The organism is Calderihabitans maritimus (assembly GCF_002207765.1).
GTDB classification, from domain to species: Bacteria; Bacillota; KKC1; order Calderihabitantales; family Calderihabitantaceae; genus Calderihabitans; species Calderihabitans maritimus.
This window is the reverse complement of sequence record NZ_BDGJ01000042.1, coordinates 106400-118559: the sequence shown is the minus strand read 5'-3', so window position 1 is coordinate 118559 and position 12160 is coordinate 106400. Positions and strand designations below refer to the sequence as shown.

Below are 12160 nucleotides of genomic sequence, written 5' to 3'. Positions count from 1 at the left end.
AGGTAAACCCAAGTTCCTTCTTCTTTGTCCCAATAGTAGCGCCGCTTAAAGGTGATTTCACCAACTAGTGTTTGTAGTGTCCTGGGTTTCCGTTCCTTCAAGATATATCGCTTGGTATCTCGCGTTGCCATCAAAAAAGATCAATTGCTTCAAGGATTTCCGCCATCAGGTGTCGAAATACTCCTATGAGTAAGTTAAACAGCATCCATTCTAATTTCCTAAAGTCCAAGTTCCCTTCATTAAGTTCTTTAATTAACCATGTCTTCATTTTGAGGCCTTGCTCCTTTCTGTTGTGGTTTTGGGTATATTTACTCTTATGGAGCAGGGCCTCATTTTCCTTCTTGGCCCCCGATATTTATTGACTCATACTAACACTGGGATAGTATCATAATTTGGAGGGTGTCTAAGATAAATTTTTAGATTTTAAAAACAACCTTCACCCGCAGACGATTATAGGTTCGATTTTCCGTTTCTTTTCCCGGACCCTCTCCAGGCGCATTTTTACTCCATGGACTTTAATGTATATTTTTCCAGTAGGAACTTCACCTTCTTTAAAATCCGCTGCCCATTTTTCCCCTTCTTGCTGCATAAAAAATATGTATTTTATATAATTAAATTTAAAATAAAATATGTATTTTATATAATTAAATTTAAAATAAACCAATTAAAAATCAACTACTTAAAACAAAGGAGAAATGTGTCCATGGGTTTTAGCTGTCTGCTTCAAAAAATGAAAACAAAAATTCCCCGCGGAGAACTCTGGATCGCGGGGGAAATTCTGAAGGAACTGGGCCTTGAACAAACGCAGGAATCCCTTATCACTCTCAGCTCGAGCATCGGTTCCGATATTTGTTTTTTAAGCTACACCAACCCCATACAAAATCTTCCTATTAATTCAGGGGAGATGACCACCCTCATAAACAGGGCTGATGCCCTGGGTTTAGTCAGTGGAGTTACTGTCGATGGTCCTTTTGAGCGAACTATTAGAGAACACGATTTTTGGGAAGTCATAAAATGGTTTTCTAGCGACCCGGAACGTCTGGATGAACAACTGAAAAAAAACGCGGAGTTGGCGGCGATAGAATTAATGGCAGCCGATAATGCCGGTGCTGACGTACTCATCCTGTGCGATGACATAGCCTATAACCGCGGGCTATACTTTTCTCCCGAGTTGTTTAAAAGGATACTCTTACCCTTATATCGCAGACTGAGAAATTTAATAAAAAGCGATAAACCCGTAGGCTTTCACTCTGATGGCAATATCGAAACAATAATCACTTCTTTGATCGATGAAGGATATTCAATGTTTTCCTTGGAACCCGAAGCCATGAACCTGCTGGAACTATGTCGCAGACTGCCGGAAAATATTGTCATTCTTTCGGGAATCAAAGCCGAATGGTTGATGGGGCCAGACCTAGAGGATAATGAAATGGCTGCCATATTTCGGTACATTGACGATCTGAAAAATAGCTGTAAGCTGATACTGGCTTCATCATGCGGGCTATCTGACATTCGCAGCCTAAAAAAGCTGCAGGAAATTTACAGGCAGCTCGAGTAACCTAATTTTACTTTATGCAAGAAAACTTATCTAATGAATGAAACAATTACTGAACTCAGATATCGCCGCTAGTTCTACCTACAGGCATTCAGCCAGAATTTTCTCTTTAAATTCCTCGATGTATTGTCTCCTTGACCGTCCTTTTCCTAAGGCTATTATAGGTTCTACTCGGAGATTTTCCAAATTGCTTAGGGGGCTAAATAGACTCTTCCCCTTCTGTTACTTACTAATTTATACGTTCTAATACTAAAAGCAATCCTACTTGAGCAAGGCCGATAAAAAAGCCTATAACGGCTCCCAAAAACTCAATATGCTTAAGCTCCCGCGTAGCCACTTGCAAGACCACGTTTTCTAGCTTTTTGAGATCAAATTTATTCATCTTTTCCTCGATAATCTCTCCCACTTTAATCTTTTCTTTTAGTTCATCCCCTATTTCTAGCACTAACTTGCCTAGGATTACCGGTGCCTCTCGGCGAACAATATCCTCCAGCAAACTGGCCAGGAAATCCCTAATTGAATGCGGGATGAAGGAAGGTAAACGTTCTATGAGGTGGTCTCTAACTGCGTTTGTAATGAGCAACGCCGTTCGTTGTTGAGTTTCTGCGTTATTTAAGTACTCCAACAGATCGTCAATGGAAAACAGCTCTTTCTCTATCACTTCTCCTACATTACGGGCCATCTCGGAACGTCTCTTGGGAATTAACCCTTGCAGCCAGAAATTTGTAAGGGGTATCCTGAGCGGTTGGTAGGGCCAGAAAATCAGCTTGATAGCTATTACATTAGTGATCCAACCGATTACCGCTCCTACTACAGGTATGAGAAATATATGCCATTTCATAAAGAATCCCTCACCTCGTAATTCTTCCGTTACTATAACAAATACCAACAGTCGTAGCAAGTCAAATTAAAAAGCCGGCTTAAGCCGGCTGGACATCCGTATTTTTTATCGATTTAAATGTCTACATCTACTGCAACCGGGGCAATGCTGAACCTTTTCCCCAAAAACATTTTCTATAGTCTCAACCGTATTTTTTAGCTTTTCGTGACCGTTCCCGTGTAAAACAATTTTCCCCGGCGCGATAGTAATCAGGGCGCTAATTAATAGGTCTTCGTAATTTATTTCGCTTTCAACCAAATCGACCACTACGCCTTCAATACATTCATTTTTAATCATATTTTCCTCACCGTCGTAAATTTGAAAAACCCCGCTGGGTTTAAGAACAACGTGAACTTTATCCACCCTATTTTCCTGTACGTCCACGAAATATTTTAAAAGGCGAATAAATTCCTTGTATTCCTTCTCCATCAAATATTCGTCTACCGTTTGATCAACAACTTGCTCGAGTTCCAGTAGATAGTCCTTCAATCTGAAGTTGATGAAGCCTTCTACTATAAGTTTATCATTCCCCTCCAGATATTCTAATACCTTGTTTAAGATCTTACTCTTGCGGTCAAAACGATAAAATACTTCTTCCTGGTCAGCCTGTTTTAAATACTGAAGTACTCTGTGGTAAATCTGCCGACGTTCTTCCTCGTTAAGATAGTTGTAATTGTTACGAATAATTCTACTTACCAAGGAACCTTCCCATTGATTTAGTATGAGGTCTGCGACCGCCCTAGCAATATAGTGCCTGAAAATGGAAACTTTATTTATGGATAGGGTCTCTTTGGGGCCGGTATCATCTATATCACAACCTAAGAAGGTAAATTCACCCAATTCGTTATGCCAAATGTTAACCTTAATCCCTTGCTTTTGTAAATGTTTAAATTCAGTCCCTAGACAATGGCGAATAGCGTCCGGATATTTAGCAGAACCTATAGATATCGGTTGGGCCATCGTATTCACTCCCTTCTGCAAATAGTATATGTGCGAAAAATTTTTTGTATACAGGCGGTAATAAAAGGAGCAGGTTAAATGTAATTATTTGGCTCCTTAGCATAATTCTTTAGTTTTAGCAACAAAATAAAAAAAACTCATTCCAAGGGGGTGAAAAAAAAAAATGAAAGTTAAAGTAGATCCCGACGAATGTATCGAATGTGGAGCTTGTATTGCTACTTGTCCAGCCGTTTTCGATTGGGACGATAATGGAAAGGCTCATGCCATCGTTGATGAAGTACCTCCCGAAGAAGAAGATGCAGCCCATGAGGCTGTGGAAGGCTGTCCTACGGACGCTATCTCCGAAGAATAAGGTACCAAGGGAACCGTCTTCAAAAATGGTTCCCTTTTTAATTTGTAAAACTCTCAGCCAAGGCATGTATAATTTATTTTACATTTAATCTCCCTCTGAGAAATGGGTAACACACTGTAACCTTACCCAAAAGCATAAATATAGCCCTTATTCTTTCTTTTAATTAAAAATTACCTGGCATCTTTATTGCATCGAAGCTAAGAAAAAGTGTTCCTTGGTTCGAACTTTTAATTTAAAGGGGGATTTGAATGCGTAAACTCTGGGAACCTTCGGAGGAGCGTAAAAGAAACGCTAACATGACCCGTTTTATACAATTTATTAATAAAAAATACGGACAAAATTTTAATTCCTATGACCAGTTATATGAATGGTCCATAAACAACATCCCCGACTTCTGGGCCGCCATGTGGGAATTTGGCCAAATTAAGGCTTCCCGCCCTTACGACCGGGTGGCAACTAACCTAGATGACATGCTGGAATGCAAATGGTTTGAAGGCGCCAGGTTGAATTTTGCCGAGAACCTACTCCGCTATCGAGACGAACACACCGCCATCATATTTAAAGGTGAAAAATCAGACACGGTCCGAATTACTTACAGGGAACTCTACGATACAGTAGCCCGCCTGGCTGCTTCCCTGCGCGAGGCCGGAGTTGAGACGGGTGACCGGGTGGCCGGTTTCATGCCCAATATACCTGAAACCGTTATGGCCATGTTAGCCGCTACCAGTATCGGGGCCATCTGGACCTCGTGTTCTCCCGACTTCGGCTTTAACGGTGTTATGGACCGGTTCGGCCAAATTCAACCCAAGGTACTCTTCACCGCCGACGGCTATTTCTACAACGGCAAGAGACATGATTCCCTGGAACGGGCGGCCAGAGTAAAAGGGGAAATTAACTCCATAGAAAAAGTGGTAGTCATTCCCTATACCGAGGAAAAACCAGACATTAGCATCATTCCTGGTGCAGTTTACTTTCAAAATTTTCTGTCCCCTTCTGCCGATCGAGATATAGCTTTTGAGCAACTTCCCTTCGACCACCCGGTATACATTTTGTACTCCTCGGGTACTACAGGAGTGCCCAAGTGTATAGTACATGGAGCAGGCGGTACCCTTATCCAACACCTAAAAGAATTAATTCTGCATACCGACCTCAAGCGGGATGATGTCATTTTCTATTTCACTACCTGCGGCTGGATGATGTGGAACTGGCTGGTAAGTTCTCTTGCCGTGGGAGCAACCATAGTACTGTACGACGGGTCACCCTTTTACCCGGACGCAGGTGCCTTGTTCCAACTGGCGCAAGATGAAAAGATAACTGTATTTGGTACCAGCGCCAAGTACTTGGCTTCCGTAGAAAAGGCAGGCTTAAAACCCGGTGCAAAATACGATCTCATTAGCTTAAAAGCTATTCTCTCCACCGGCTCACCCCTATCGGTAGAAAGCTTTGAATTTGTCTACCGGGAAATCAAAAAAGATGTGTGCCTCTCATCTATTTCAGGCGGCACAGATATCATATCCTGTTTTGCTTTGGGCAACCCAATTGGACCGGTTTATGCCGGCGAACTGCAGTGCCGGGGACTGGGCATGAAAGTAGAGGCTTACGATGAGGAGGGAAATCCGGTTTACAACCAGAAGGGAGAACTGGTCTGCACTGCTCCCTTCCCATCGCAGCCCATTGGTTTCTGGAATGATCCCGACCGTAAAAAATATAAAAGCGCTTATTTCGAATTTTATCCGGGTGTCTGGCGTCATGGGGACTATATTGAGATTACCGATACCGGAGGAGTTATTATCTATGGCCGTTCGGATGCTACCCTAAATCCCGGCGGTGTCCGCATAGGTACGGCAGAGATTTACCGACAAGTGGAAGCACTGCCCGAAGTTGTAGATAGCCTTGTAGTGGGGCAGAACTGGGAAAACGATGTACGGGTAGTCTTATTCGTCAAACTGGCAGAAGGCATCGAGCTTACCGACGATTTAATCAGGAAAATAAAAACCACCATCAGGGAAAACGCTACACCCCGCCACGTTCCGGCCAAGATTATACAGGTGGCTGATATACCCTACACGATCAATGGTAAAAAGGTGGAACTGGCGGTGAAAAAGATAATTCATAATGAGCCCGTCTTAAACCGCGATGCTCTCGCCAATCCAGAAGCCCTGGACCTTTTCAAAAACATCCCCGAGCTCCAATCTTAACCATGCCTCAAACCTAGCTAACCTACAGTAATTTTACACTAAGAAACGCCCATGCTGCTGTAGCGATCCAGTATAAGTATAATTAGACCTTTTTAAGAAACTTTTCCTCGATGAGGTCAGCGAGGCCTGCAACATCATCCAGCCCGTAGACAGGAACACCGATATCAAAAGACACATCGCTCGCAATTGCCAGAAGTTCCTCAGGACGGCAAAGGAGCTCTTTTTCGCCTCGCGCCGCTCGAAATACCTCTATCTTCGGCTTATTTCCTCGTTTATAACCTTCGGTAAGAACAATGTCAACAGGCGGTAACATAGTTACCAGTTCATCTAGGCTTCTTTCTTCTTCTACCTTAGCTATCATGGCAAACTTAACAGGCGAAGAAATCACCACTACGTCTGCCCCAGCTTGGGCATGACGCCAAGTATCCTTGCCAGGATGGTCGATGTCGAAGTTATGGGCATCGTGCTTAATGGTAGCTACCCGATATCCACGCCTTTTTAGTTCCGGGATTAACTTCTCTAACAAGGTGGTTTTCCCCATATCGGACTTGCCAACAACAGAAACTATCGGTGGTCTCATTTTTGTTTTCCCTCACTTTCTCTTGCGTTTCTTTCTAAAATCAAGGAATACACCCGCTAATCCAGAATAGTTTCCAGTTCGGTCAGGTCGCCAGTGAGAATCGCTTCCACCTCTTCTCCTTTCAACAGTGGAGCACGACCGCCGGGAATATCCAACAAAGAGTTGGCAGCGAGGAAAGACTTCATAACGCCGGGACTCTGGACACCAGACAGGCTGGCCCATAACTGTCCCTCTATTAAGCCTACCCTCGCCCGCAGAAAACGGCGCTGGCGACCTTTTTTCCGGAAGTCCTCCAGGAGCTTCACCGCAACCCGGGGCCGGTAAAGGTTGGTGAAACCAGCCATTTTTCTAATCAAGGGTCGGACCAACACCTCAAAAGAAATCAGAGCCGCCGCCGGATTACCGGAAAGTCCCAGAATGAGTTTACCTTCTGCTTCACCTGCTACCACCGGCGTGCCGGGTTTCATATCGATTTTCCAAAATAACAGTCGAGCTCCTGCCCGGCTCATAGCTTCCTGAATCATGTCATACTCGCCTACCGAAGCACCGCCCGTGGTCAGCAACATGTCAGCTTTTCGGAGACCTTCACTAATTTTCAGAGCAATCTCTTCCACACGGTCGGGGACCATTCCTAACAGAACAGGCTCTCCTCCCGCTTTAAGGACCGAAGCGGCCAAAGCATACAGGTTGCTATTACGAATTTTGCCCGGAGGTAGTTCCCCATCCAGACCCACCAGTTCATCCCCGGTGCTCAGAATGGCCACCCGAGGCCTCTTAAATACCTCTACCCGAGGTATTCCTAAAGCCGCCAGCACACCTATTTCCGGCGCGTCAAGCAACACACCGGGTTTTAACACCAATTCTCCTTGACGGATATCTTCTCCCGCCCGCACGATGTTGCTGCCGGGCGCAAGGGAAACAAAAATTTCAACCCACCCGTTGTTTTCTCTGGTATCTTCAAAACGAATCACTGTATCCGCGCCCGGAGGGATCGGGGCGCCGGTCATAATACGGATAGCAGTCCCTGCTTCCACCCTGCCCTTGGCCAAATAGCCCGCAGGCAGAGTTTCCGCTACTTTAAGGCGGGCCGGAGTTTGGGGTGAAGCGTTGGCTATATCAGCTCCTCGAACGGCATAACCATCTAGAGGAGAACGGTCGAAAGGAGGCTGGTTGCTAGGAGCAAATACTTCCTGGGCCAGCACCCTTTGAAAGGCCGAAAGAAGTTCCAATACTTCTTTCTCAACAACTTTCACCTGTTCCAATAAGAGCTCTAAAGCGGTCTCTAGAGGTAACATTTCACGCATCCTAATTCCTCCTTAACTCCCTTTTCCAAAGGGACAGTGCGGGAAAGTGCAGTTAGGGCAGTTGTTGCACAGACCGCCGTGACCCATAAAAGCTATATCCTGCCGGGTTAGCTTTTCTCCTGCTAAAATTCGGGGTAAAACTAGATCAAAGACAGTAGTCTTGTTGTACATAACACACCCCGGCAAGCCCAAAACAGGAATATCTTCCAGATAAGCCAGCATAAACATGGAGCCGGGCAACACGGGAGCCCCGTATGCCACTATTTCACCACCTGCAGCCCGGACTCCGGCTGGAGTAACGTCATCCGGGTCTACCGACATACCGCCAGAAGTCAAAATAAGTTGTGCTCCTTCCGCAGCTAATTTTTTTACTGCCGTGGCAATTTCACCAATATCGTCAGGAACAATGATTTGACGCAGAAACTTACAGCCGTACCGGGCTAACTTCTCTTTGAGTACGGGCCCGAACTTGTCCCGAATCCTGCCGTAAAAAACTTCGTTTCCGGTGGTCACCAAACCCGCTTTTAGCGGCAGCAGCGGCTTGACTTCTATTATGCCTTCCTTCGCTTCGTTGCACAGGGCCTCTACCTGTTCAATTTTGGCTTCTTCGACGACTAGCGGAATCACACGGACACCCGCAACCAAATCCCCTTTTCTTACCACCCGATTGCTATGGAGGGTAGCTACGGCGAGCCAGTCAAAGCAGTTCACCCTGTTCAGGCAATTGACATGTACCTTAAGCAGGCCATCCTGGTGAGCAATGAGATTGACTTTTCCTTCACGGGGCTCGGTAATCTCCAGCTTACCTTTGCACACTGCACGAGCCAAGCGAAGGGCAGCTTCATTTTCATGCACCAAGCCTTCTCTTGTTTCCCAGACATAAATATGTTCTTTACCTATTTTCAGCAGTTCAGGGATGTCTTCTTCCTGGATAATATGACCTTTTTTAAAAGCAACACCTTTGAATTCCCCTGGTACAATTTTAGTTATATCATGACAGAGGACCATACCAACAGCATCTTCAACACGCACTTTCCGCATCAACAGCTGCCTCCTTCACGTAAAAGCGCTCCTTATTGAATCCTCTCCGGATAAGTATAAACATTAAGCCGCCTGGCGCGGGCAAATCCGACGACCGTAATACCCAATTCCTCGGCATGAGCTAAAGCCAAGCTGGTGGGAGCCGACCTGGAAACCAGGATGGGAATACCCATCTTTGCTACTTTGATTAATATCTCCGAAGAAATGCGCCCGCTAGTTAATAAAATTTTGTCAGCCGTTGGTGTACCGTCTAGAAAGCAACGGCCGATGATTTTGTCTACAGCGTTATGCCGGCCCACGTCTTCGCGATAAAGGAAAATCTTATCCCTCTCACAAAGGGCAGCGCCGTGCACTCCCCCGGTAGTTTTGTAAAGTTCCGAAATTTGTTGTACTTTCCGCATTGCTTCCAAAATCTCAGCAGCAGTCACCCTCAGGTTGCTGGTAATAGGCTTGGCTAGATTGGCATCTGCCCAATGATAAAAAGTAGTGCCTTTACCGCAACCGGTCGTAATGTAGCGTTTCAAAAAAAGCTTTTCGGCTATCTGCGATTCCCTCGCGGTTTCCACCCAGACCATGCCCTGTTCCTCATGAGCCCTTACCCTAATGAGGTCCTTGGGGTCTTTAATCAATCCCTCGGAGGACAAAAAACCAACCGCCAGCTCTTCCAAGTTATCGGGGGAACATAAGAGGGTGACAATCTCTTTTTCGTTCAAGTAAATAGTGATGGGCATTTCCTTCACAATCCTGTCAGTGAAAGTCTCCGTTACCTCCGCCGTTTTGCGAAGAGCTTCAACTTCCTGAATCCTTTGGTCCATGCTTCTCCCCCTTTGCCATCTCTCTTGCGTGTACCAGTTCCTGAGGCGTATTAACATTGAAGAACACTTTCTCAAGGTCGGCCAAAGGTCGCATCCGTTCTATTCCCACAAATTTTACTTTAACCGCCGGATAAAAAGCAATAATTTTAAATATGCGGTTTTCTAAACACATTTTGATGGGGGCAATGCATGCCTTACTGTATACCGCATGGAGTGGTTCCAGGTAGTCCCCTTTTTGAGGCACTACCACGTCATACCCCGGGGCCTCCTGGACCAGATAAGCGGCTAGGCGATGGTCAATAAAAGGCATATCACAGGCGGTAACAAAGCTGTATTCATAGGAAGAAGCAGTCAGTCCAGCATGTATCCCGCTTAATGGCCCTAACCCAGGTATCAAGTCCGTTATCACCCGTACCCCTAGCCCTGAATAAAGGTGCGGCTCGTTGGTAACAATAATAACTTCTCGAAAGGCTTTGCGCATCTCCTCCACTACATGTTCGATCATAGTCTGGCCGTGGACTGCCAACAGGGCCTTGTTTGTCCCCATGCGGGAACTTTTACCTCCAGCCAGCACCACACCGCTTGCCTTAAGCATTAACTCTCAGCCCTCTCCAACAAATGTAAAGCCGATTTTTTCAAAGCCACGGTAAGTTCCATCCCAACTTTAAGTTGATGGTTTAAGGCAACATGAGTAGGAACCAGAATTTCCAAGTCATAAGTATCGGGAGTTATCTTCAGGAATAGGCGATACCCTGGACCTTCCGGAATCATTTCCACGAGTGTGCCATTGAGAACATTATCCCGTACCGGTTTGCGCAACTCAACTCCTTTTCTAATCAGGCGGATATCTTCCGGCCGGATACCGAAAACCACTTGATCTCCCACCTGGCAGGGGTAGTAGGGAAGGCAAACATTAAACTTGTTCCCTGCGATTTTCAAAAGATTCTTTTCAGGGTTGACTTCCGTTACTCTGCCGGTGAAAATATTCTTCATGCCCACAAAGCGTGCCACCCGACGGCTCTGAGGACGGTGAAAGACTTCCTCTCTGGTTCCAAACTGGAGAATCCGTCCGTTATCCAACACCGCAATTTTACCGCCAAGAGTATACGCTTCCTCAAGGTCATGGGTTACCATCAATATGGGAATGTTAAAATCGCGATGAACCCGCAACAGGTCCAATCTTAGTTTTCGGCGAATGAGTTCGTCCAGGTTGGAAAAAGGCTCGTCCAGCAGCAAAATATCCGGCTTGGTGATTAAAGCTCTGGCCAAAGCTACTCGCTGCTGCTGACCGCCCGATAGTTCCGTCACCTTCCTCTGCTCCAGCCCCTGAAGCCTTAAAAGGTCGATCAAATAAAGGGCTTCTCGTCTGATTTCTTCTTTAGAACCTCTGGCTCCAAAAAAAATATTTTGGTAAACAGTTAGATGAGGGAATAAAGCATAATTCTGAAAGACATAACCTACCCGTCTTCGGTAGGGGGGAAGTTGTCGGCCCCTTCTTGCCCCGGCAGGTTTTAAAAAGTAGGATACGTTTTTAACCCTAATAACACCTTCATCCGGCTCTATCAGCCCGGCCACCATGTGCAAGAGAGTCGATTTTCCGGCTCCGGAGGGCCCCAGCAGACAGATCAGTTCATTTCCCGCCGATAATGCTAAATCTATGGTAAAGGATGGGAGTTTCTTTTTAACCTGCATTTCCAGCATCTAACCAAGCCCCTTTCCTGCCAGCACTTTCACCGAAACCAGAACCAGAAAAGAAATAACGACCAGAAAAGCAGACATCACCATCGCCGCCGGAAAATCAGTTTCCATGGCACTGTACACTGCCAGGGGCAAGGTCTGGGTTCGCCCCGGCATATTGCCGGCAAATATCAAAGTTGCTCCGAACTCCCCTAAAGCTCGCGCCCAGGACATAATCAGTCCGCTGACCAGAGAAGGAAGCGCTAGGGGAAAAGTAACCCGCCAAAAGACTTGCCAGGGAGTTTTCCCCAAGGTCTGAGCAGCCCATTCCAGGTTCTTATCTACAGCCTGAAATCCGCTTTTAGCCGACCGTATAAAAAAGGGAGCAGCCACGAAAGTTTGGGCCATAACCACAGCCGGCAGGGAAAAAGGAAGAACCAACCCCATTTTGTACAACACTTCGCCAGCCAGTCCCCTGCGGCCGAAGGCGAGAAGTAACGCCATACCCGCTACCGCCGGCGGCAGAACCATGGGCAAATCCAACAACGTATCCAGGAAGACTTTCCCGCGCCAATTGCTGCGGGCCAAAAAATAAGCGGTCGGTAAACCAAGGCTCAGAATCAGTACCATAGAAATGCCTGTAGAAAGGGCACTTACTCTGAGCGCTTCTCGCACCAGCGGGCTCCTCAACCCGGCTATCAGGTCCGCTTGGGAAAAGGCGCCAAAAATAGAGAGTATGGGTAAAAGGATCAAAAAAAACCACACCAATGTCAATAGCCAATACATACTACCACATCC

14 protein-coding genes are annotated in these 12160 nt (G+C 46.0%); 3 read left to right on the top strand and 11 right to left on the bottom strand.

Annotated features, from left to right (window positions below; translation table 11 throughout):
- Positions 1-131: UPF0236 family transposase-like protein (locus tag KKC1_RS17370; protein ID WP_143288680.1), on the bottom strand; the 131-nt coding region annotated here is incomplete at its 3' end.
- On the bottom strand, positions 131-268 hold the full coding sequence (locus tag KKC1_RS15990) for a hypothetical protein (protein WP_153802846.1): 138 nt from the start codon (positions 266-268) through the stop codon (positions 131-133). The genes KKC1_RS17370 and KKC1_RS15990, both read right to left, overlap by 1 nt.
- 435 nt (positions 269-703) lie before the next feature.
- Here KKC1_RS15990 and KKC1_RS05405 point away from each other — a divergent pair, with 435 nt between their 5' ends.
- Positions 704-1558 (top strand): uroporphyrinogen decarboxylase family protein, encoded by an 855-nt coding sequence (locus tag KKC1_RS05405; protein ID WP_088553469.1) that lies wholly within the window; start codon positions 704-706, stop codon positions 1556-1558.
- 226 nt (positions 1559-1784) lie between these two features.
- Here the strand turns inward: KKC1_RS05405 and KKC1_RS05400 are convergent, their stop codons facing one another.
- Complete coding sequence (locus KKC1_RS05400) at positions 1785-2396, bottom strand: DUF445 domain-containing protein (RefSeq protein ID WP_088553468.1); 612 nt, start codon at positions 2394-2396, stop codon at positions 1785-1787.
- A 105-nt stretch (positions 2397-2501) separates the two neighbouring features.
- Positions 2502-3395 carry a putative sporulation protein YtxC gene (gene ytxC / locus KKC1_RS05395; protein ID WP_088553467.1) on the bottom strand — a complete coding sequence of 298 codons (894 nt, stop codon included), beginning with the start codon at positions 3393-3395 and terminating at the stop codon, positions 2502-2504.
- Between the two features lie 163 nt (positions 3396-3558).
- Between ytxC and KKC1_RS05390 the strand changes: the two genes are divergently transcribed.
- Both KKC1_RS05390 and KKC1_RS05385 read left to right on the top strand, forming a co-directional pair.
- Positions 3559-3747, top strand: a complete 189-nt coding sequence (locus KKC1_RS05390; RefSeq protein ID WP_088553466.1) for a ferredoxin — start codon at positions 3559-3561, stop codon at positions 3745-3747.
- Positions 3748-3995: 248 nt separating this feature from the next.
- Entirely contained in the window at positions 3996-5945 is a 1950-nt protein-coding gene (locus KKC1_RS05385; RefSeq protein ID WP_088553465.1) for an acetoacetate--CoA ligase, read from the top strand.
- 82 nt (positions 5946-6027) lie between these two features.
- Here KKC1_RS05385 and mobB read toward each other — a convergent pair whose 3' ends face one another.
- From mobB to KKC1_RS05350, 7 genes are read right to left on the bottom strand one after another with little or no spacing between them, the layout of a single operon-like run.
- On the bottom strand, positions 6028-6525 hold the full coding sequence (gene mobB / locus KKC1_RS05380; RefSeq protein ID WP_088553464.1) for a molybdopterin-guanine dinucleotide biosynthesis protein B: 498 nt from the start codon (positions 6523-6525) through the stop codon (positions 6028-6030).
- Between the two features lie 56 nt (positions 6526-6581).
- A complete protein-coding gene (locus tag KKC1_RS05375; RefSeq protein ID WP_088553463.1) occupies positions 6582-7829 on the bottom strand; it encodes a molybdopterin molybdotransferase MoeA in 1248 nt (415 codons plus the stop codon).
- 12 nt (positions 7830-7841) lie between these two features.
- Positions 7842-8870, bottom strand: a complete 1029-nt coding sequence (locus KKC1_RS05370; RefSeq protein WP_088553462.1) for a molybdopterin-binding protein — start codon at positions 8868-8870, stop codon at positions 7842-7844.
- Positions 8871-8902: 32 nt separating this feature from the next.
- Positions 8903-9685 (bottom strand): formate dehydrogenase accessory sulfurtransferase FdhD, encoded by a 783-nt coding sequence (gene fdhD / locus KKC1_RS05365; RefSeq protein ID WP_088553461.1) that lies wholly within the window; start codon positions 9683-9685, stop codon positions 8903-8905.
- Positions 9660-10280, bottom strand: coding sequence for a molybdenum cofactor guanylyltransferase (mobA, locus tag KKC1_RS05360; RefSeq protein WP_088553460.1), 621 nt, complete (start codon positions 10278-10280; stop codon positions 9660-9662). Before mobA ends, fdhD begins: the two co-directional genes overlap by 26 nt.
- On the bottom strand, positions 10280-11386 hold the full coding sequence (locus tag KKC1_RS05355; protein ID WP_088553459.1) for an ABC transporter ATP-binding protein: 1107 nt from the start codon (positions 11384-11386) through the stop codon (positions 10280-10282). The genes mobA and KKC1_RS05355 overlap by 1 nt, the downstream gene beginning before the upstream one ends.
- Positions 11387-12148: an ABC transporter permease gene (locus tag KKC1_RS05350; RefSeq protein ID WP_088553458.1), complete on the bottom strand. Its 762-nt coding sequence runs from the start codon at positions 12146-12148 to the stop codon at positions 11387-11389.
- Positions 12149-12160: the final 12 nt, after the last annotated feature.

What these genes read in the sequence shown, in the direction of transcription:
- KKC1_RS15990 (WP_153802846.1), bottom strand. Translation starts at nt 268, where the DNA reads ATGAAGACATGGTTAATTAAAGAACTTAATGAAGGGAACTTGGACTTT.
- KKC1_RS05405 (WP_088553469.1), top strand. Translation starts at nt 704, where the DNA reads ATGGGTTTTAGCTGTCTGCTTCAAAAAATGAAAACAAAAATTCCCCGC.
- KKC1_RS05400 (WP_088553468.1), bottom strand. Translation starts at nt 2,396, where the DNA reads ATGAAATGGCATATATTTCTCATACCTGTAGTAGGAGCGGTAATCGGT.
- ytxC (WP_088553467.1), bottom strand. Translation starts at nt 3,395, where the DNA reads ATGGCCCAACCGATATCTATAGGTTCTGCTAAATATCCGGACGCTATT.
- KKC1_RS05390 (WP_088553466.1), top strand. Translation starts at nt 3,559, where the DNA reads ATGAAAGTTAAAGTAGATCCCGACGAATGTATCGAATGTGGAGCTTGT.
- KKC1_RS05385 (WP_088553465.1), top strand. Translation starts at nt 3,996, where the DNA reads ATGCGTAAACTCTGGGAACCTTCGGAGGAGCGTAAAAGAAACGCTAAC.
- mobB (WP_088553464.1), bottom strand. Translation starts at nt 6,525, where the DNA reads ATGAGACCACCGATAGTTTCTGTTGTTGGCAAGTCCGATATGGGGAAA.
- KKC1_RS05375 (WP_088553463.1), bottom strand. Translation starts at nt 7,829, where the DNA reads ATGCGTGAAATGTTACCTCTAGAGACCGCTTTAGAGCTCTTATTGGAA.
- KKC1_RS05370 (WP_088553462.1), bottom strand. Translation starts at nt 8,870, where the DNA reads ATGCGGAAAGTGCGTGTTGAAGATGCTGTTGGTATGGTCCTCTGTCAT.
- fdhD (WP_088553461.1), bottom strand. Translation starts at nt 9,685, where the DNA reads ATGGACCAAAGGATTCAGGAAGTTGAAGCTCTTCGCAAAACGGCGGAG.
- mobA (WP_088553460.1), bottom strand. Translation starts at nt 10,280, where the DNA reads ATGCTTAAGGCAAGCGGTGTGGTGCTGGCTGGAGGTAAAAGTTCCCGC.
- KKC1_RS05355 (WP_088553459.1), bottom strand. Translation starts at nt 11,386, where the DNA reads ATGCTGGAAATGCAGGTTAAAAAGAAACTCCCATCCTTTACCATAGAT.
- KKC1_RS05350 (WP_088553458.1), bottom strand. Translation starts at nt 12,148, where the DNA reads ATGTATTGGCTATTGACATTGGTGTGGTTTTTTTTGATCCTTTTACCC.